The sequence below is a fragment of the Psychrobacter sp. TB20-MNA-CIBAN-0197 genome (assembly GCF_040309765.1).
GTDB lineage: Bacteria > Pseudomonadota > Gammaproteobacteria > Pseudomonadales > Moraxellaceae > Psychrobacter > Psychrobacter submarinus.
This window is the reverse complement of the sequence record NZ_JBEOPC010000040.1, coordinates 1-19,861: the sequence shown is the minus strand read 5'-3', so window position 1 is coordinate 19,861 and position 19,861 is coordinate 1. Positions and strand designations below refer to the sequence as shown.

Genomic DNA, 19,861 nt, shown 5'->3' with positions numbered 1-19,861 from the left:
AAATAAAAAGGCTAACTCGAAGTTAGCCTTTTTATTTGTCTCTAGTTTCTAGCTATCATTAATTCACAATAAGACAAAAAACGTGATGGCGCATCGAGCGATAACAGCATGCCAGTAAAGGTTATACCAGTAGCAGGTATTATAAGCACACTCTTTTATTTAGAGTTCACTATACATAGTATAGAGCACAGATTGCCTTACTGAGCGCTATTCATCTGTTCTAAACGCTGCTGTTCAACGTCTTGAACTTGCTCTATTTGAGCAGTAGCATTATCAATGATGGCTTTGGGTTTTTCGCCTAGTGGCTGTGCTGAGTTACTGTCATTCTCCTCATCACCATTTTTAACTACCTCGGAATCAGTATCTATGAGCGCAGCTCTGTTCTTTTCATAGAAGTAACTGCTGACAATATTGTAGCCAAACAACATCAAAATAGTAGCAAGGGTTAAGGCAATTAGGTGTTTTTTTTGCATAGGTATTCCCTCAAATAATATTTTTTCACTCTCAACTTTATTTAACAGCGGCTGCATCTACAAGCTGTGCTTGCTAAATGCTACTGCCATATTGCTTAGCTATTCTTGCGGACTATTACTATTTAATAAGTCCGTTTCATCTGAATTTTCAGCAATCTCTTGCTCAACTTTTTCCATTAGCTTGGCATCTGGTCTTGCGTCGAGCACCTCGTCTGCATTACGGCCTTGCAGGATATATTTAGCACGGGCTTTTGCGCGCTTTTTCTCCTCATCATCTTCTATTACGTCGCTAAGCTCAACGTCTTCGACAGACTCTGGGTTAACCGGAGTAATGCTCATATCTGACTTATTTGCACTGTCATCCGCTTTTTCTCCTTGTCCCATCTCTAGCGCTTTTTCTACTTTATCGTTGAAGCGCAGGCGATAAATGGGTTCAGGTAAGCTAAAGCCTTCGTTTTCAAGCGCGTGTTTTGTCTCGCGAATGGCGATACTGCGAGCCTTGGCAAAATCAGTTTCGGACTGATTGACCCAGACCTGGAACTCTAGAATGATATTAGAATCGCCAACATTATTAATAACCGCAATGGCTTTTGGTTCATCCAGTACAAACTCTAAAGTATGAATAGCATCTAAACCAACCTTTATTGCTGCTAGTGGATCGTCATTGGCATCCACGCCAAGCTCAAAGGTAAAGCGCCGTTCGGGGTTTTTGGTGTAGTTAAGAATCACCCCCTTAAACACTTCGGCGTTAGGGATACGTAGCTGATTACCATCTAAAGTCATCAGAATCGTCGCCCTTGAAGTCAGGCGCACGACGATACCTTCTAAGTCATTGATAACCACCTGATCGCGCGCGCGAAAAGGTTGGCGAATACTAAGCATCAAGGAGGCAATATAATTCTCAATAGTGTCCTTAACCGCAAAACCCACGGCAATACCAATCACCCCTGCCCCGCCAAGCAATGTACCTAAAATCGTCTCAGCACCGATTAAGCTCAGCGCTAATATCAGACCAAAAATAATAAAAATCACCTTTATGGTCTGCGCAAGCAGCTCTGCCACAAAAGGATTGGGGGTGACGCGCTGCCACATACTTTTGCGATTAGACAAAAAGCTGCCAAACCAAGCAACAATGGCGAAAATAACAATACCCACTAACAGTAGCGGTAAGGCTTTGATTAGGTTTCTAAATTGGTTTTTTAGGCCTTGATAGACGGTGCTGACATTGTCCTGTACATCAAGCGTACGCTCTATCTTATCTTCAACGGTGACGACATCAGTGATACGATTGGTTAGGTTAATCGCTTGTTGGGCTTTTTTTTCATTGGCGGTCTCGCCTGTGAGCGTCACTACTCCTTGAGTCACGCTGATACTAACCGCTTGCAGACCATCAATCTCAGAAAATATCCCTTGGATACGCTGACGAATGTCATTATCTTTTTTGGGGGTAGGTTTAGTCTCAATCTCAGCGTTATTGGTACTCTCGCCCATAATGACCGGTGGCTTAGGTTGCGCATCCGCCGTGCTACTATCGCCAGATTCACTTGCTTCGGCCTCACTATTGACGCCCAGCGCTGTCGCCACTTCAGCCAGCTCAGCTTCGGCAGCATAGGCTGAGACGCCAAATACTATAACGCATACTAAAAGTAGAAGATGTACACCACCTTTGAGCTTATTTGCTAATAAATGCTTATACTCTATGATCATAACTATCCTTGAGAAAATTCAGTCTTATTAGCTCAAAGCTCTTACGTGCAATGCATCTTTACTGGTCTAAATAACGCTGAGCGGCGCCAAAATCTAGTGAGCCTTCATAAATAGCGCGGCCAGTAATGATACCTTCTAAACAATCGCCATAAGGTTTAAGTAGCTCGATATCCTTCATATCGGTGACGCCGCCTGAAGCAATAACCGGAATGCCGCCTTCGCGAGCTAGATTGACCGTCTGCTCAACGTTGACACCTTGCATCATGCCATCACGGGCGATATCGGTATAGACGATAGAGGATACACCAACATCAGCGAAGCGCTTGGCAAGCTCAGTGGCCTTGGTATCAGTGACATTGGCCCAGCCGTGAGTAGCGACCATGCCGTCTTTGGCATCTATGCCGACGATGATATGACCGGCAAACTCGCGGCAAGCCTCGCTCACAAAGCTTGGATCTTCGACTGCCTTAGTACCGATAATGATATAAGTCAGACCAGCACTGATATATTGTTCAATCGTATTCAAGGTGCGCACACCGCCGCCTAGTTGTATCGGCAGCTTTGGATAAGCTTTGGCGATGTCTTCAACCACACGCTTGTGCACAGGGACGCCATCAAAAGCACCATTTAGATCGACTAAATGTAAACGACGCGCGCCTTCTTCTACCCAGCGCGTTGCCATAGCAACAGGATCGTCAGAGAACACCGTATCGTCTTCCATACGACCCTGTTTTAGGCGGACACATTTGCCATCTTTAAGATCAATAGCAGGAATAATCACTGGCGCAGCACACATAACACACTCCTAATATAAAATTTGAACAAGGTTAGCAAGTCTAGCTTAAAAACGGTCGCTTTTATCTAATAAAAGAGATAAAAGCATAATGAAGGACTCACCTTCTCTTAAGGTAGTAAAACGGACTGAGAGGTAAGTAAATGATAACTAGAAGTTTCCTAGTCTTAGAGCACCCACAATATTAAGTAAATTCAATTACTAACTGGCAATTTTAGGTCAATTTAGCGTATAATCCTAGGTAAATTTGTATTTGTTTCTATTCAAAATCGTCCTATGTGTATCTCCCTACCTATCATTTTACAGACTTAGTCAACAAAACGTTTACTGAGTCGATTTTTTGATTGGTAAGTGATCCTCAGGAAGTTATTGAATAACATAATACGAGCATTGCTCGTTTCAAGATTTTAATAAAAGGTATGGAAAGACTATTTATTCAATTCCTATTTTATACAGGCGGATTGAAGCTAATACTCTTAGCATGCATCTTGGTAGCCAGTCGCCACTTTGGTAAGTCGAATAAGATATTAACGTGTTGTTAAGGAGTCTAAGGTCAGCGTTGATACTCTTGATAGTAGGAATAATCGAGCATAACTGATAAAGCATTGAGCCGTTTTGCCATAACCTTGGCAGGTGGACGCTTTGCTGAGTAGTGCTTATTTATACTACCGTTATACCATACAGGACGTCTGGTATCGTTTTAGACTATGGACTAAGTTTTCGCTTATGATTACCATCAAAAAAGGTTTGGATTTGCCCATCACCGGCGAACCCTCTCGCGAGATAACTGAGCACAGACCTGCACATGTGGCACTGATTGGTTATGACTATGTGGGCATGAAGCCTACTATGAACGTCAAAGAAGGTGACATTGTCGCTAAAGGCCAGCCCGTTTTTGAAGACAAAAAACGCGTTGGCGTCATTTATACTGCCCCTGCTGCTGGTAAAGTTGTCGCCGTCAATCGCGGTGAACGCCGAGTGTTCGAAAGTCTGGTGATTGCCGTTGACCCCAATGGTGAGGAAGTAGAGTTTGACCGTTACGACTCTGAACAACTGGCCGATCTTGACTCCGAAATCGTTGAAAAACAGCTGTTTGCTTCTGGTGAATGGACGGCGTTTCGTACCCGCCCTTATAGCCGAGCCCCTGAGCTTGGCGCGCGTCCGCATGCTATCTTTGTCACTGCTATGGATACCAATCCACTAGCTTTTGACCCTATGCTTTTGATCAATGAAGAGCTGCAAGCATTCAATGATGGCTTAGCGGTACTGTCAACTTTGAGTCCTAAGACCTTTGTCTGTCATCATGCCGAGGCAAGCTTACCAAAAGTAGCCAAAACTGCTAGTGATAACGTCACTGAATATCATAGCTTTGCAGGTAAGCATCCGGCAGGTCTGGCGGGTACGCATATTCACTTTTTGCATCCTATCATGCGCGGTGTTAGCGTCTGGACGATCGGCTTTCAAGACGTCATAGCCTTGGGTAAATTATTTACCACTGGCCGCTTATATACGCGCCGTTTAGTGAGTCTAGCCGGTCCAGCAGTAACCAATCCGCATCTTATCGCAACCGAGCGCGGCGCGGATCTGATGGCGTTGACGAAAGGGCAGCTGATTGCAGGTGATAACCGTATCATCTCAGGCTCAGTGCTCTCTGGCCGTAAGCTGTTTGCTAATGTCGCTTATCTTGGCCGCTTCCATGATCAAGTCAGCTCTTTACCTGAAGGCTATGAGCGCCCTGCTTTTCACTTCTTTAGCCCAGGTGCAAACCGTTTCTCAAAGCTGCCGATTTATATCTCGCAGTTTTTTAAGAAAAAGTTTAACTTTACCACCTCTACCAATGGCTCGCCGCGGGCGATGGTGCCGATCGGTATCTATGAAGAGGTCATGCCCCAAGATTATCTACCTACGCAATTACTGCGCGCTTTGATTGTCGAAGATATCATCTCTGCGGTTGATTTGGGCGTACTCGAACTGGACGAAGAGGATGTAGCTTTGTGCACCTTCGTCTCTCCTGGTAAATATGAATACAGCGATATCTTGCGTGATAACCTAACGCGCATTGAGCTGGAGGGCTAACCACGATGAAATTTTTACACAATATGTTCGATCGTATGGAGCCGTCCTTCACTAAGGGTGGCAAACACGAGAAGTACTACGCCATCTTTGAGATGTTCGATACGTTTTTTCGTCAACCTGGTACAACAACTTTCACCTCATCGCACGTGCGTGATGGTATCGATCTAAAACGTATTATGATTACCGTTTGGCTCTGTACCTTCCCAGCGATGTTCTTTGGGATGTACAACGTCGGTCATCAAGCTTTGACCGCTATCTCTCAGCTCGGACTTGAGCCTGAGGGCTGGCGCACGGTGATCACTAGTATGGTAGGCTATGACCCCAATAGTATTTGGGCCAGCTTCGTCTACGGGGCTATGCAGTTCTTGCCCATCTATCTCGTCACCTTCGTGGTTGGTATTGCCTGTGAGATACTGTTTGCAGTAGTCCGTGGGCACGAAGTCAATGAGGGCTTCTTTGTCACCTCAGTACTGTACGCGCTTATCATGCCGCCCGATATTCCTTTATGGCAAGTGGCCTTAGGTATTATCTTCGGTGTTGTCGTAGCAAAAGAAGTCTTCGGTGGTACGGGTAAAAACTTCTTAAACCCAGCGCTATCAGGCCGTGCTTTCTTATACTTTGCATATCCTGCTTATATGTCGGGCGATTCGGTATGGACAGCGGTTGACGGCTTTTCTGGCGCAACACCGCTAGGTCTAGCCGCCCTTGGCGTCACGCCCGATCAGTTCGTTGATGTCTATGGCCGCGCTATCACTTGGAGTGATGCGTTCTTTGGTAATATCCAAGGTAGTGTCGGTGAAGTCTCAACCTTAGCTATTTTGTTGGGTGCAGTGGTGCTGCTGTGGGCGCGTATCGCTTCATGGCGTATTATGGCAGGCTGTGTGGTTGGTCTTATCGCCACTTCCCTCGTCTTTAATCTAATCGGCTCTGAAGATAACCTGATGATGAGTATGCCTTTTTATTGGCATCTAGTCATTGGTGGCTTCGCTTTTGGTGCGGTGTTTATGGCAACCGATCCGGTCTCAGCTGCACATACCAATAAAGGCCGCTGGGCTTACGGTATTTTGATCGGCTTTATGACCGTTCTGATTCGTGTCATCAACCCAGCCTTCCCAGAAGGCATCATGCTTGCCATCTTATTTGCTAACTTATTTGCGCCTTTGTTTGACTACTTTGTCACGCAAGCCAATATCAAGCGTCAAACTGCACGGAGGGTTCGTTATGTCCAAGCCCAAAAGTAATAATGCAAAAACTGTTAGCGTCGCGTTAACGCTATGCTTAGTCTGCTCAGTCTTAGTCTCAGCAGTCGCGGTCGGGCTCAAACCCGCGCAAATCGAAAACGCGCGCCTAGATCGTAACAAAAACATCTTAGTCGCGGCGGGCATGTATGATGCCGAGCAAGATACTGCCGAAGATGTCGCTAATCGCTTTGAAGACTTCGATGTCAAAATCGTTGATCTGCAAGCCGGTAACTATTTAGATGACGAACAGCTTGTCGAAGTTGGCATCCCTGATCGTAACAACTATGACGCAAGTCAAGCGACCAAGAACCAAGCACTCAGTAATGATTTGGGCGCTAATGATCCTGCTGGCATCGGCCGTGTCCCTAAGTACGCCAAAGTCTACGTCAAAAATGACGACGCCGGTAATCCAGAAATGGTTGTACTACCGATTCAAGGTTATGGTCTATGGGGTACGATTTATGGCTTCTTAACGCTTGAGAGCGATATGAATACCATTAAAGGTATCAGCTTTTATGAGCATAAAGAAACTCCAGGACTTGGCGCTCGTATTGAAGAGCCTGAGTGGCGTGCGCAGTGGAGCGGTATTCATTCTTATGATGAAAATGGCGAGGTTGCGACTGGTGTTACCAAAGCCGGTAATCCAAAAGAGAACTGGGTCGACGGTATTAGTGGTGCGACTTTGACTGGTCGCGGCGTGAGTAACATGATTCAGTTTTGGCTTAGCGAGCAAGGCTATAAACCTTATCTAGATGCGCTACGCGAAGAAAGCGGTGCCACTATCGATAATGCTGACGCCCAAGCTAGCCAAGCAAACCTTGAGCAAGCCAAGCCAACAACTGAACTGGCAGCGGCTCTACCATTAGCAACTGGCAAGGAGGCATAACATGGCTGACACCAAAAGCATTTTAACTACGCCTATTTTTGACAATAACCCTATTGGTTTACAAATATTAGGTATCTGTTCGGCACTCGCCGTGACGACCAGCATGTCCAATGCGATGGTCATGTGTGTCGCATTGACCTTAGTCACTGCGTTTTCGAGCTTTTTTATCTCGATTATTCGCAAAAAAATCCCGTCTAGTATTCGTATTATCGTACAGATGACAATTATTGCCTCACTAGTTATCATAGTCGATCAGGTGCTAAAAGCCGTCGCTTATGACGTGAGTAAAGGACTTTCGGTATTCGTTGGTTTGATTATCACTAACTGTATCGTGATGGGCCGCGCCGAAGCGTTTGCGATGAGCAATCCACCGATTCCTAGTTTTTTAGATGGTGTCGGTAATGGTCTTGGTTATTCGGCAGTACTCTTATTCGTCGCGACGATTCGTGAGCTATTAGGCTCAGGTACTTGGTTCGGTATCACTATATTGCAACCAGTGACTGACGGCGGTTGGTACTTACCTAACGGTCTATTATTACTGCCCCCTTCAGCCTTCTTTATCATCGGCTTGTTTATTGCCATTGTACGTTTTTGGAAGCCAGAACAAATTGAAGAAGCTGACTTTGTAATGAAGCCGCAATCTAAAGGCATGGCACATGGAGGCGGTCACTAATGGGACATTATGTTAGCTTATTTATAACCTCAGTCTTTATTGAGAATATGGCGCTGGCCTATTTCTTAGGTATGTGTACTTTCTTAGCAGTATCAAAGAAAGTCTCAACAGCTATTGGCCTTGGGGTTGCCGTCATCGTCGTTATGGCGATTACCGTACCGCTGAATAACCTACTTTTTCAGTTCATACTAAAGAGTGGCGCTTTGGCTTGGGCGGGCTTTCCTGATATCAATCTTAGCTTCTTAGGTCTGCTTAGCTATATCGGCTTAATCGCAGCGACGGTTCAGATTCTAGAGATGTTCTTAGATAAGTTTGTGCCGGCGCTTTATAACGCTCTAGGGGTATTCTTACCGCTGATTACGGTTAACTGCGCCATCCTTGGCGGCGTACTATTTATGGTCGAGCGTGATTATAACTTTAGCGAATCTGTCGTCTACGGCGTTGGTGCTGGTTTTGGTTGGGCAGTCGCTATTGTCGCTTTGGCGGGTATCCGTGAAAAGCTCAAATATTCAGACATTCCAGGACCGCTACAAGGCTTGGGCATCACCTTTATTACTGTCGGTTTGATGTCGCTTGGCTTTATGTCGTTCGGCGGTATGTCAATTTAGGCACTGAGCACTATTAGCTTATTGAACCATTTAACTCATTTATTTGGAAGGGGCTAGAGAGCCACTACAGTCAGCTCTTATCCCCTACCCCATAAATTAAGGATACCTACCATGGATTATGCTACGGCGATTGGTGGCGTTGCTATGTTCACTGTGATCATCATGAGCCTTGTCGCTATTATTTTAGCGGCGCGCTCAAGACTGGTCAGCTCAGGGGACGTTACCATTCGCATTAATGAAAATCCTGATAATGATGTTGTCACCCCTGCCGGTGGCAAACTGCTACAGACGCTTGCAAGCGAAGGTATATTTTTATCATCAGCTTGCGGCGGCGGTGGTACTTGCGCTCAGTGTCGTTGCCGAGTGATCGAAGGCGGCGGCTCTATTTTGCCGACCGAAGAAGGCTACTTCACTCAAGGTGAGATTCGCAATCATATGCGCCTAGCCTGTCAGGTAGCGGTCAAGCAAGATATGGAGATTGAGATTGATCCTGAATTCTTCGATGTCCAAAAGTGGGAATGTGAAGTCATCTCTAACGACAACGTCGCAACCTTTATTAAAGAGCTAGTACTAAAGATTCCAGAAGGTGAAGAGGTAAACTTCCGCGCCGGTGGTTATGTGCAGTTAGAAGCGCCGCCGCATGAAGTGCACTACAAAGACTTTGATATCGGCGAAGAGTACCGTGAAGACTGGGAAAAGTTCGGCGTCTTTAAATACGTCTCAAAAGTCGATGAGCCTGTTATTCGTGCGTACTCAATGGCCAACTACCCAGAAGAAAAAGGCATCATTAAGTTTAACATCCGTATCGCCAGTCCACCGCCGCGTGGTCCTGAAGGTATCCCGCCGGGCAAGATGTCGTCTTGGGTATTTAGCCTAAAACCTGGTGATAAGGTGACGGTATCAGGCCCGTATGGTGAGTTCTTTGCCAAAGATACCGATGCTGAGATGATCTTCGTCGGGGGCGGTGCGGGTATGGCACCGATGCGCTCGCACATCTTTGATCAACTAAAGCGCCTCAATTCTGATCGTAAGATTAGCTTTTGGTACGGTGCGCGCTCGATTCGTGAAATGTTCTATGTCGAAGACTACGATCAGCTCGAAGAAGAGTTCGATAACTTTGAGTGGCATGTGGCGCTATCTGATCCATTACCAGAAGATAACTGGGATGGTCCGACCGGCTTTATCCATAATGTGCTACTTGAAAATTACCTAAAAGACCATCCAAACCCAGAAGACTGTGAATACTACATGTGTGGGCCACCGATGATGAACGCTGCTGTCATCGATATGCTGCATAGCCTCGGTGTCGAAGATGAAAACATCATGCTTGATGACTTTGGTGGTTAATGTAGTCTTAATATAGTGGTTAAAATTAGAGTCTCAATTGAGACTCTTTTTTTTGGCTGATATTTAAAGGCGGGCTTTTCTCATTTTACAAATTCGAGTAGCAATCTGAGTGCGACTTTTTTATAGTATTGATAATTCATATTGATATTTTTGCCATGGATAGTTTTGAAATAGTTACTTTTGACATAGATACTTTTTGACATGGTTATTTTTACTAAGTAAGGACGCTTATGAAAACGAAATTTAAAGACCTAACGATTTGGATCACTGGGGCGTCGAGTGGTTTAGGTGAGGCGCTAGCGATTGCTTTTGCCAAAAAAGGCGCGACTATTATCTTGAGTGGTCGTAATGAGGACAAGTTAGAAGCGGTCAAAGAGCAGTGCAAAAAGTCTAAAAATCATCATATCGTACCTTTTGATATCAGTGATAGCGAGCAGACTCAAGCGGCTTATAAGAGCGCTATCAATAAAGCGGGTAAAATCGACTGGCTCATTAATAATGCTGGGGTCTCCCAGCGCTCATTGATTATGGAAACCTCGGAAGACGTAGAGCGCCAAATTATGGAGCTCGATTACTTTGCGCAAACGCGGCTGACGCGTCTGGTACTGCCTGCCATGCTCGAGCAAGGCGGCGGTAAAATTGTGATGATATCTAGTATCGCAGGACTGATAGGTACTCAATATCGTGGCGCTTATAGTGCAGCCAAAGCCGCTATTCATCTATGGGCCAACAGCCTGCGCGCTGAGCTCTACGATCAAGGCATTGAGGTCGCTACGATATTCCCAGGTTTTATTCAAACCAATGTCTCGATTAACGCTTTGACAGGGGACGGTAGCACTCTAGGTACGATGGATGAGGCGACAAGCAAAGGACTCACTGCGTCCGAATTTGCTAAGCAAGTGGTTAAAGCACTTAGCAAAGGTGAAGAATATATCATCGTTGGCGGGCGCCAAGAAAGAATGGCGACTAGAGTCAATCGCTTATCACCGCCTAAGCTTTATAAGCTGATTCGGCAGTCGCAAGTTAGGTAGCTTGATCGATAGCCAATACGAAATGAAATCGATACGTTAATAACGTCGTGCTACTGATACAACTTTTCCTTGCTTGCTGTGCGCTTCGCACTCCAAAGGCTGCGCAAAATTTATCCTAGTAGCACTATATCGTTTTTAAAGTGAAGCGGCTATAGAATGCTTTTATAAGATTAACCAGATTTTGGCCTATTGCCATGATTAAAAACCATTAGGGGTGTAGAATAGATAAAAGCTATTCACGCCCCTAATTTTATGTCTATTACTTTTATCACCGCAACAACATGACTATGACAAATTTATCGCAAAACTCCTCTAAATTAACCCGCATGATGGGCTTAACCTCAGTTAGTACCTCTTGCCTTTTGGCTCTGAGTGCTTGCCAGCAGCCAACTGCAGACTTTAATACTTTAAGCGGTGAGACTATGGGTACTAGCTACCATATTAGCTATCAGCTCCCAGATGGTACTAATGAGGCCGCTATTCAAGCTTCTATCGATGAGAGACTACAGCAGATCAACGACAGTATGTCGACTTATATAGACGACTCCACTATATCAAAGTTCAATCGTTTAACTGCTAATACGCCTATCACTATCGATGCAGACTTTAGTCATGTTTTAGAGACGTCAAGACAGGTTTATGAGCAATCTGGCGGCGCTTTTGATCCGACAGTGATGCCCTTGATTGATACTTGGGGTTTTGGCAGTACGATGACGGTTGAGCGCTTACAAAGCCCACCAAGTCAGGTTGAGATTGCGCAGGCTAAAGCCTTAGTCGACTTCAAAAGCGTGGTACAAGAAGGCGATAGCCTTTATAAAACCAAAGATGGCGTAGGCTTAGACTTCTCAGCTGTAGCAAAGGGCTACGGTGTTGATGTCATCGCTGATGTGCTAAGACAAGACTATCAGATTCGTAATTATATGGTCGAGATTGGCGGAGAAGTGGCCTCATCTGGGGTCAACGCACAAACTCAGCCTTGGCAAATCGCTATCGACGCGCCAATAGAAGGCAGTACGGTGACTGAGCGTCAAACCATCGCCGCTATTCGTCAACCCAAATCGATGGGTAATAAGATGCATTTAGCTACTTCTGGCAATTATCGAAACTCTGTTATTTTTGATAATAAACGCTATAGCCATACCATAGATCCGACTACTGGTGAACCTATCATAGGCGGCGCCCCTTCCGTGACGGTAGCGGCAGAGTCGGTAGGGCTTGCTGATGCTTGGGCCACGGCGCTGACCGCCATGCCGTATGAGCAAGCACTGGCTACTGCTGAACAGCAAGATATAGCAGCAATGTTTGTGATATTAATCGATAATAGTAATATTGACGCTGAGAGTGTAGAGGACTGGCAGATCGTTGAGACCTCGGCTATGCAAGCACTGCGAGCAGATAAACCCTCTTAACCGCTCTTAGCGGCTATGCTAGTAAAGTATTGATAATAAAACACTTGTACCAGCGAGCAAGACCGAAATCTGCTATAATACTAAACATCAATGTCATTAATAAAATATCGAAAAATAAATGTGAGGTCACGCTATGCTTAGCCAACTCCTACCAATACTTGCCATTACTTTTACCGTCTTTGTGCTGTTCTTTTTGCTCATGGGTATCGGCTATATGTTCAAAAAGCAGCCGCTTAAAGGCTCGTGTGGCGGTGTCGCCAATTTGATGGGTGATGAGAGATGCTCGTTTTGCGGTGACGATCCTAATAAGTGTGACTCAGTCGTAGCAGAGCAGCAAGACACTGCCTTAAAAGCCGCTCAATTGGGTAAGTCGGTTTAAGTTTGTCTTGTGACCGTTTGTAGTTTTTAGTTACTTGTTAAATTGACGCTCTAGCGTTTCTAGCGGTTAGTTACCATACGCTGGTAGTACTTTGCCCTCTCTACTCTTATACTAGTGTTAAGTATTTTTAAGATGCTTAGCACTTTTTTATTGGGTATGGTTTATCTTTTTAGGATAGCTCACTAAGATAATTAACCAACGAAGTTTTGTTAAAATATTTTCATTATTCGATTAGTTCATTGCTTACATCAATTCTTATTCGTTCTACCTAACCATCAACGCATTTTCTTAACCACCGTCTTGGTGGAATTTTTTGAGGTTATTCTAACAGTGCTATTTTGTCAACCTTTAGCCATAACCTTTTGTTTTTCCTAATTTTATAGTCGTGCCGCTATGTCTACCTCTAACGATTTACTCTCGAATTCATCTGCAAATAAGTCAAGCATGATCAAGACACCTTCCTCAAAGTTTACTTTTTGGTTAGTGCTATTTGCGATGATTTTGCTAGCCACTAATATGCGCGCGCCTATTGTAGCGCTAGGTTCTATCGCGCCTGTGGTACAAGACGCGCTGGGTATCTCTGAGACCGAGATCGGTTGGCTTGGCGCAGTACCGATGTTGGCCTTTGCCATTGGGGCGTTGATTGCGCCTTCTATTGGTAAGCGTTTTGGCCTTGAAAATACGCTGATCGTCATGGTGGCACTGCTCACCTTTGGGATGGTACTGCGCTCGGTGGTGCCCACTTGGCTTGGGTTTTTGACTGGTACGGTCATGCTCACTTTAGCCATAGGCTTTGCTAATACTTTGGCCGCTCCTATTATCAAACAGCGCACGCCGAAAAATATTCCATTAGTGACTGGCCTATTTAGTCTGACTATGACAATCGGTGCGGGTATAGTTGCGGGGGTAGTATTGCCCTTATCTGAGTGGGTCGGCTGGCAATGGGCTATAGGGGGCTGGTCTATTTTTGGTGTTTTTGCGCTTATTCTTTGGATATTTTTGCGTATTCGTTTAGGCTCCTCTAATCATCAACCTATACCTACCTCTGCCACTACCTCAGCTAAGATATCCATTTGGCGCTCTGCTTTTGGCTGGCAAATTGCTATGTTTATGGGTATTCAGTCTTTGCTATATTATACCGTTGCTAGCTTTTTACCTTCTATCTTGGTTAGTAAAGGTATGAGTGCTGTGAATGCAGGTCAAATGGGAGCGGTGTTTCAGTTTATGGCTCCGCTCGCTATCTTGATTGTTACTTGGCTTATCAACCGTGGTCGCCCTATTCAAGCGCTCGCTATCACTGCTGCTAGTTTCAACGTCATTGGTATCTTAGGCTTGAGTTATGCCTCTACCGATTTGGCATGGCTATGGTCAGGCTTTATGGGTGCCGGCTGTTCAGCGATTTTCACTTTGAGTATGATGCTGTTCTCTTTGCGCACTTATACCACCAATCAATCAAGCGAGCTGTCCGGTATGGCGCAGTTCGTCGGTTACTTGGTTGCTTTTTTTGGCCCCCTCGGCACTGGTTGGCTCCATGAAGCGACAGATAGTTGGGACTTGCCTTTATTATTGATACTGATATTAATGATTATCAACGTTGGGCTTGCGTGGTTGGTCAGTCGTCCGGTCATGGTCGATGGTCAAAAAGCTTAAGCCAACATCAACGCACCATTTGCTAAACTTATTCGATTGATTAAAGGATATGACCGTTATGAAGAATAAAAAAACCAGCCTACTTACGCGTCCTCTTTATCTCATAACGATCGCCATGATAAGTTCAGGCTTACTGCTAAGTGGTTGCCAAGACAAACCAGAAACCGAAACTAAAGAGCCACAAACTACCGAAACAGCGGCGGTCGATAGCCCTTTAGATGTAGAAGACGCGACTAATATCAATACCACTGAGCAACAACTGATATCGCAGCCTATCACTATCTTAGCGCTAGGCGACTCGTTAACTGAAGGCTTAGGCGTTGAGCGTGACGGTAATTATCCGGCGCAGTTAGAAGCTAAACTAAAAGAAATGGGCTATGTGAATGTCGATGTGGTTAATTCTGGGCTTAGCGGTGAAACCAGTACTGGCCTTGTTAATCGTCTCGACTGGGTGAGCCAGACTGAACCTGATATTACTATTCTAACCATTGGCGCTAACGATGCCATTCGCGGTCTCGATGTAGCAACGATTGAAGATAATATTCGCACGGCAGTTAAACATCTGCAAGACAATGGTAGCGAAGTGATCTTAGGCGGCATGCAGATTTATGATAATTTAGGGAGTGAATACGTGCAGTCCTTTTCAGCCATTTATCCGCGTATCGCTGAAGATATGGACGTGCCGATGATTCCGTTTTTCTTAGAAGGCGTGGGCGGTGTTAGCGAATTAAACCAAGCAGATGCTATCCATCCAACTAAGGAAGGCTATACTATTATTGTGAATAATAATATCTTGCCTGTGCTTAAGCCGGAGCTTGAGAGTATGGTAGCAAGTGAGACTGATTAAGAACTTTTGCTACACTATTCGTCGTGAATCCATAGCCACAAATACGTTAATCGAGACTGTCCAATGACCGCCATACCTACCAGCAACCCCCTACTCACCGCCGCAAACCTCAATAAAACCGTGCAAGTTGGTGAGCAATCGCTAGCGATTATTAAAGACGTCAGTATCCATGTTGATGCCGGCGAGTTTGTGGTGATTATGGGTAAGTCCGGCTCAGGTAAATCTACCTTGCTTGGTTTGCTGGCAGCGCTCGATTATCCCGATAGCGGTTCGGTTAAGCTGGGCGAGCAAACCTTAAGTGCGCTTGATGAAGATAAGCTGGCCGCTATTCGTCAGCGCGAGATGGGCTTTGTCTTTCAGTCGTTTCATCTACTGCCGACCTTGAGCGTGCGCGAAAATATCGCTTTTCCGCTAGATATCGCGCGGCGTCCTGATCCTGCGCGGGTCGATGAACTCATCGACGCGGTCGGACTTGGGCATAGGCGTGATAGCTTGCCCAATCAATTATCTGGCGGTGAGCAGCAGCGTACCGCTGTCGCCCGCGCTTTGGTGTCGCGTCCCAAAATTGTCTTTGCTGATGAGCCAACCGGTAATTTGGACGAGCAAAACGCCGACCAAGTCATGCAATTATTGTTAGATTTACGGCAGCAAACCGGTTCAGCGCTAGTGGTAGTAACGCATGACCCAGCACTTGCTGAGATGGCGGATAGAGTGATTACGATGCATGATGGGTTGATAGACGGAACTTACGCCAATGGATAACGTCACCAAAAACAATCAAACTGGTCATCATGTCAGCGATGACACAAACGCCGCTAACAACATAATAAGCCAGCTTTTCGCTTCCACCCTTGGCACCAAAGCCCTGACTCGCAGCTGGTGGCGGCGCTGGGTGTATCCCGTTTTATTTTTAATTACTCTAACGCTATCGCTTGCCACTTACCTCACACTTGACTCGATTCAGCAAGCGGTGAATACCTATATCACCGATAATCAGCGCGCGCTGGTCGGTGGTGATTTGGTGCTGGAGAGCAATCAAGAGTGGCCAGCGCAAGTAATAGAGCAAGTGCGCAGCTTGCCTGAAACCCAAGTCGTTTATGACCACCAGTTTAGCTCCATGGCGGTGACCGAAGAGCAAACCTTATTGGTGCGCATAAAAGGCGTCACCCCTGCTTATCCCTTATATGGCGATACACAAACCGAATCTGGCAAACCCTTATGGCAACAGCTAAGGCCGGACACCATTGTCATCGCGCCAGAGGTGTTACAAGGGTTAAATGCAAGCGTTGGCGACAGCATTACTATTGGTGATGGGCAATTTACCATCAGCGATGTGCTGACCAAAGAGCCAGACCGCCCCTTGAGCGCTTTTGATTTTGGTGGGCATGTATTGATGCAAGAGGACGGCTTAGCGGCAACCAATCTGCTCGGTCAGCGTAGCCGTGTGCGTTATCGTATCGAGATGGCAGGCGACGAGGACACCATAGCCGCATTAAATGAGCAATTAGAGCAAACCTTAACCAGCTATCCTAACATCAGGCTCTCCGATATCGACTCTGAGGACACACAAGTCTCGCGCATCTCTGACAATGTGCTGATGTTTTTGAAATTACTGGTCATCGCGGTACTGCTATTATCTGCGGTGGCTATGTATGGCGTTATCACCGCCTTTGCGACCAAACAGCAAGCCAACAACGCCATCCGTATGGCGATGGGCGAACCGGCCCGTCAAATCAAAGCCAGCTACTATCGGCTGTTATTGGGCATGTCCATCATTGCCAGTATCGCCTCCGTGGTGCTTAGTCTCGGGCTATTAAAAGTCGGTCAGCCTTATCTCACCGCCATATTACCTGAAGACCTTGGCTTAGCGATTAGTCCGCTTAGCATTATTAAAACGCTGATTATCGCTATTATATTGACCTTGGTGATTACCCAGCGCGGCCTTAATGAGCTGAGTACTACTAAACCCGCTACTCTACTTAATCAAGGCGCAAGTCAACAATCAGGAAAGCAACCTTGGTATCAGCGCACGCCCCTACTCTGGTACGGGCTGATGTTTATCGGTCTGTATTTATTCTTCACTTATGAAGTCGGCTCTTGGCGCTTATCAGCGCAACTGCTTATCGGGTTGATTGGCTTTGTCGCTATATTTTGGGCTCTGGCTCGCGGTTGGCTGTGGCTATTATCACGCTTGGCGAAAAATAAAAACATCAGTTGGATGCAGCGTATCGCCATTCATAACCTGGCACGTAAAGGTAATCAATCAGCGCTATTCTTCGTCACGCTGTCGCTATCGGTCGCAGTATTGACCCTGATTACTACTTTAAATCACAGTATCAACGCCCAGTTCGTCGATGCTTATCCAGAAGATGCGCCCAATATATTCTTGCTTGATGTGCAAAGCGAGCAACACGACGCGATTAATAATATCATTGGCACACCGGTCAGCTACTACCCCGTCATTCGCGCGCGTATCGTCACCGCTGGCGGCGTGGCGGCAGAAGATATCGAAGCCACTCAAGGGGCGGATGACCCAACGCGAGTGTTCAATTTAAGCTACGCCGATACGGTTATGGACACCGAATACATCGTCGATGCGGTCACTAATAACGAGCTATATAGCCCTATCGACGGTCAAGACTCTACTAAGTCCGCACTGCAACAAGTACAGCCGTTATCTATCTTAAACAGTGCTGCCAGTCTGCTAAACGTCAGCATGGGCGATGAAGTGGTGTTTAATATTCAAGGTATTGAGATAACTGGAGAGATTACCAGTATCCGCTCGCGCTTTGAGCGCGGCCCCAGCCCGTTCTTTTATTTCTTATTTGAGCCTGAGCTGTTAGCCGCCGCCCCGCAAATCCAGTTTGCCACCGCGCATATCCCTGAGGACAGCATCGCTGAGGTGCAAGGACAGCTGGTACGCGAATTCCCAGCCGTTACTACGGTTGACGGTACGGCTATCGCTGAGCAAATCCAAGGGCTGGTGCAGCAGATGAGCCGCTTAGTGTATGTGTTTACCTTACTGGCGTTATTAACTGGGATTATGGTACTGATCAGCTCGCTACTTTCTACTTCACAAGATCGCATGCAAGAGAGCGCGTCCTTCCGATTATTAGGAATGCAAAAGTCTGATTTATATAAGCTAAATATCTTGGAGATTGGCGTACTTGGCGTGAGCGCCGCGGTGTTTGCGATGACTATCGCGAGTGTTGGCGCTTGGTTTGCAATTACCCAATGGTTTAATCTACAATTTAGTGTGCCGTGGACGAGCTTGGCTATTGGCGGTGCGGCGTTAGTCGTATTGCTGTTTGCCATTGCCATTATTTATGTACGCTTGGTGATTGGGCGTGGGATTATGGCACGGGTACGGGCGATGATTTAGGATCTAACATTAGGTTTAGTTTATACTCTTTACAAGTAGTTATACTATCTCAGAGATTGAGCCTTTTTTAATTCTTTTAGAGACTTTATTATGTCAGATCTAGATATTGAGAACCAGCTAGCGAAGATATTATCTGAATCACCCTCTGCTCCATTTCTATTTATTGGTTCAGGATTTTCAAGAAGATATATAGATATGCCTGATTGGAAAGGTTTGCTAAGTCAGTTTTCAAAAAAGCCTTTTACAAGATATTTAGGAATGGCAAATGATAATATTCCTAAAGCAGCTTTAGCTTTGGCTAACGACTTCTATGAAGAATGGTTTGAAGAAAATGAAGGTAATAAAGAGGTATATGAATCAAAGAACTGGCTCAATAAAGTTGAAACTCCTTTGAAATATGAAATAGCTAGGTTTATAAAAAGCTATGACATGGAAGACTGTCTAACTCAAAACCCTGAACTCATTGAACTGACAAACGACAAAGTTGTTATTGATGGAATCATAACTACTAATTGGGATTTACTACTTGAGAAAATCTTTCCAAAGTTAAAAGCTTATGTTGGACAGTCAGATATACTTTTCAAGCATCCGCAAGCTGTTGGTGAGATCTTTAAAATTCACGGTAGCTGCACTGACTTTAACAGTCTAATACTGAGTAGTAATGACTATAAGGACTTCAATCAAAAGAACCCTTATCTAGCAGCGAAACTTATTTCGATATTTCTTGAGAAACCTGTCATATTCCTTGGATACTCACTCTCAGATGAAAATATTACTGATATTCTTGAAAAAATAGAAAGGGTTATTGATTCTGAAGATAAGATTAATAAATTATCGAAAAATATGATATTCGTTACTAGAGCCAATGGTAGTGAAGAGCGAATGACTTGTATAGAAATGCCAATAAATGACAGGAGGCTTGCATTCACGCACATAAAGACTGATGACTTTGGTAAGATTTATAGGGCTTTACAATATGCTGAAAGGAAAATACCTGTTGATTTTCTTAGAATATTCAAAGAGCAGATTTATAATATTGTAAACTCTAGAGAGAAGTCAGACTTACAATTAAAATACGTTGATTTTGATAACGCTATTGAGGATAAAGATATAGATTTTGTTGCTGGTGTAGGCGTAGCATCTATATCAGAGTTTGGGATGAAAGGAATCCAAGGTATTTCTGCTCGAGATCTTATTAGAGACATTATTTTCGATGATTTACAGTTTTCAAGTGACGAGATTGTAAGAGCGTTACCTTTGTTAGTCAAAGCGACTCCCACATATATAGTCTAATCCAAATAAAACCGATACAATATTTATAACAATCTTAATTAATGAAATAAACAATGACTTATTCAA

General features: G+C 45.1%; 17 protein-coding genes. 14 read left to right on the top strand and 3 right to left on the bottom strand.

Annotated elements, in window-relative coordinates:
* Positions 1 to 197 precede the first annotated feature (197 nt).
* The 3 genes from AAEY83_RS11575 to hisA form a co-directional block, all read right to left on the bottom strand.
* Positions 198 to 473, bottom strand: coding sequence for a hypothetical protein (locus AAEY83_RS11575; protein WP_156923952.1), 276 nt, complete (start codon positions 471 to 473; stop codon positions 198 to 200).
* A 99-nt stretch (positions 474 to 572) separates the two neighbouring features.
* Positions 573 to 2,180, bottom strand: a complete 1,608-nt coding sequence (locus AAEY83_RS11570) for a mechanosensitive ion channel family protein (RefSeq protein WP_025645233.1) — start codon at positions 2,178 to 2,180, stop codon at positions 573 to 575.
* 58 nt (positions 2,181 to 2,238) lie between these two features.
* Entirely contained in the window at positions 2,239 to 2,976 is a 738-nt protein-coding gene (hisA, locus tag AAEY83_RS11565; protein WP_025645231.1) for a 1-(5-phosphoribosyl)-5-[(5-phosphoribosylamino)methylideneamino]imidazole-4-carboxamide isomerase, read from the bottom strand.
* A 723-nt stretch (positions 2,977 to 3,699) separates the two neighbouring features.
* Here hisA and AAEY83_RS11560 point away from each other — a divergent pair.
* The 14 genes from AAEY83_RS11560 (at position 3,700) to AAEY83_RS11495 (ending at position 19,795) form a co-directional block, all read left to right on the top strand.
* Positions 3,700 to 5,049, top strand: a complete 1,350-nt coding sequence (locus AAEY83_RS11560; protein ID WP_025645228.1) for a Na(+)-translocating NADH-quinone reductase subunit A — start codon at positions 3,700 to 3,702, stop codon at positions 5,047 to 5,049.
* A gap of 5 nt (positions 5,050 to 5,054) precedes the next feature.
* Entirely contained in the window at positions 5,055 to 6,290 is a 1,236-nt protein-coding gene (locus tag AAEY83_RS11555; protein WP_025645225.1) for an NADH:ubiquinone reductase (Na(+)-transporting) subunit B, read from the top strand.
* Positions 6,271 to 7,176: a Na(+)-translocating NADH-quinone reductase subunit C gene (locus AAEY83_RS11550; RefSeq protein WP_025645223.1), complete on the top strand. Its 906-nt coding sequence runs from the start codon at positions 6,271 to 6,273 to the stop codon at positions 7,174 to 7,176. The genes AAEY83_RS11555 and AAEY83_RS11550 overlap by 20 nt, the downstream gene beginning before the upstream one ends.
* A gap of 1 nt (position 7,177) precedes the next feature.
* Complete coding sequence (locus tag AAEY83_RS11545; RefSeq protein ID WP_025645221.1) at positions 7,178 to 7,849, top strand: NADH:ubiquinone reductase (Na(+)-transporting) subunit D; 672 nt, start codon at positions 7,178 to 7,180, stop codon at positions 7,847 to 7,849.
* Positions 7,849 to 8,457: an NADH:ubiquinone reductase (Na(+)-transporting) subunit E gene (nqrE, locus tag AAEY83_RS11540; RefSeq protein ID WP_025645220.1), complete on the top strand. Its 609-nt coding sequence runs from the start codon at positions 7,849 to 7,851 to the stop codon at positions 8,455 to 8,457. Before AAEY83_RS11545 ends, nqrE begins: the two co-directional genes overlap by 1 nt.
* Before the next feature lie 111 nt (positions 8,458 to 8,568).
* Complete coding sequence (gene nqrF / locus AAEY83_RS11535; protein WP_025645218.1) at positions 8,569 to 9,804, top strand: NADH:ubiquinone reductase (Na(+)-transporting) subunit F; 1,236 nt, start codon at positions 8,569 to 8,571, stop codon at positions 9,802 to 9,804.
* A gap of 230 nt (positions 9,805 to 10,034) precedes the next feature.
* Positions 10,035 to 10,835, top strand: a complete 801-nt coding sequence (locus tag AAEY83_RS11530; RefSeq protein WP_025645216.1) for an SDR family NAD(P)-dependent oxidoreductase — start codon at positions 10,035 to 10,037, stop codon at positions 10,833 to 10,835.
* A gap of 329 nt (positions 10,836 to 11,164) precedes the next feature.
* Entirely contained in the window at positions 11,165 to 12,244 is a 1,080-nt protein-coding gene (locus AAEY83_RS11525) for an FAD:protein FMN transferase (protein ID WP_051397464.1), read from the top strand.
* A gap of 133 nt (positions 12,245 to 12,377) precedes the next feature.
* Positions 12,378 to 12,623 carry a (Na+)-NQR maturation NqrM gene (gene nqrM, locus AAEY83_RS11520; protein ID WP_025645214.1) on the top strand — a complete coding sequence of 82 codons (246 nt, stop codon included), beginning with the start codon at positions 12,378 to 12,380 and terminating at the stop codon, positions 12,621 to 12,623.
* 393 nt (positions 12,624 to 13,016) lie between these two features.
* On the top strand, positions 13,017 to 14,273 hold the full coding sequence (locus AAEY83_RS11515; RefSeq protein WP_051397462.1) for an MFS transporter: 1,257 nt from the start codon (positions 13,017 to 13,019) through the stop codon (positions 14,271 to 14,273).
* A gap of 58 nt (positions 14,274 to 14,331) precedes the next feature.
* Positions 14,332 to 15,120, top strand: a complete 789-nt coding sequence (locus AAEY83_RS11510) for an arylesterase (RefSeq protein ID WP_025645213.1) — start codon at positions 14,332 to 14,334, stop codon at positions 15,118 to 15,120.
* Positions 15,121 to 15,183: 63 nt separating this feature from the next.
* Positions 15,184 to 15,882 (top strand): ABC transporter ATP-binding protein, encoded by a 699-nt coding sequence (locus tag AAEY83_RS11505; protein ID WP_025645212.1) that lies wholly within the window; start codon positions 15,184 to 15,186, stop codon positions 15,880 to 15,882.
* The gene (locus tag AAEY83_RS11500) at positions 15,875 to 18,502 is read left to right on the top strand and encodes an ABC transporter permease (protein ID WP_025645211.1); all 2,628 of its coding nucleotides are present in this window, start codon (positions 15,875 to 15,877) and stop codon (positions 18,500 to 18,502) included. Before AAEY83_RS11505 ends, AAEY83_RS11500 begins: the two co-directional genes overlap by 8 nt.
* A 90-nt stretch (positions 18,503 to 18,592) precedes the next feature.
* Positions 18,593 to 19,795, top strand: a complete 1,203-nt coding sequence (locus tag AAEY83_RS11495; RefSeq protein ID WP_051397463.1) for an SIR2 family protein — start codon at positions 18,593 to 18,595, stop codon at positions 19,793 to 19,795.
* The last annotated feature ends 66 nt before the right edge of the window (positions 19,796 to 19,861 follow it).

Bases quoted from the DNA above. Each gene is read 5' to 3' on its own strand.
- AAEY83_RS11505 (WP_025645212.1), top strand. From the start codon at position 15,184: ATGACCGCCATACCTACCAGCAACCCCCTACTCACCGCCGCAAACCTC.
- AAEY83_RS11500 (WP_025645211.1), top strand. From the start codon at position 15,875: ATGGATAACGTCACCAAAAACAATCAAACTGGTCATCATGTCAGCGAT.
- AAEY83_RS11510 (WP_025645213.1), top strand. From the start codon at position 14,332: ATGAAGAATAAAAAAACCAGCCTACTTACGCGTCCTCTTTATCTCATA.
- hisA (WP_025645231.1), bottom strand. From the start codon at position 2,976: ATGTGTGCTGCGCCAGTGATTATTCCTGCTATTGATCTTAAAGATGGC.
- AAEY83_RS11575 (WP_156923952.1), bottom strand. From the start codon at position 473: ATGCAAAAAAAACACCTAATTGCCTTAACCCTTGCTACTATTTTGATG.
- AAEY83_RS11550 (WP_025645223.1), top strand. From the start codon at position 6,271: ATGTCCAAGCCCAAAAGTAATAATGCAAAAACTGTTAGCGTCGCGTTA.
- AAEY83_RS11570 (WP_025645233.1), bottom strand. From the start codon at position 2,180: ATGATCATAGAGTATAAGCATTTATTAGCAAATAAGCTCAAAGGTGGT.
- AAEY83_RS11525 (WP_051397464.1), top strand. From the start codon at position 11,165: ATGGGCTTAACCTCAGTTAGTACCTCTTGCCTTTTGGCTCTGAGTGCT.
- nqrF (WP_025645218.1), top strand. From the start codon at position 8,569: ATGGATTATGCTACGGCGATTGGTGGCGTTGCTATGTTCACTGTGATC.
- AAEY83_RS11530 (WP_025645216.1), top strand. From the start codon at position 10,035: ATGAAAACGAAATTTAAAGACCTAACGATTTGGATCACTGGGGCGTCG.
- AAEY83_RS11515 (WP_051397462.1), top strand. From the start codon at position 13,017: ATGTCTACCTCTAACGATTTACTCTCGAATTCATCTGCAAATAAGTCA.
- AAEY83_RS11495 (WP_051397463.1), top strand. From the start codon at position 18,593: ATGTCAGATCTAGATATTGAGAACCAGCTAGCGAAGATATTATCTGAA.
- nqrE (WP_025645220.1), top strand. From the start codon at position 7,849: ATGGGACATTATGTTAGCTTATTTATAACCTCAGTCTTTATTGAGAAT.
- AAEY83_RS11555 (WP_025645225.1), top strand. From the start codon at position 5,055: ATGAAATTTTTACACAATATGTTCGATCGTATGGAGCCGTCCTTCACT.
- nqrM (WP_025645214.1), top strand. From the start codon at position 12,378: ATGCTTAGCCAACTCCTACCAATACTTGCCATTACTTTTACCGTCTTT.
- AAEY83_RS11545 (WP_025645221.1), top strand. From the start codon at position 7,178: ATGGCTGACACCAAAAGCATTTTAACTACGCCTATTTTTGACAATAAC.
- AAEY83_RS11560 (WP_025645228.1), top strand. From the start codon at position 3,700: ATGATTACCATCAAAAAAGGTTTGGATTTGCCCATCACCGGCGAACCC.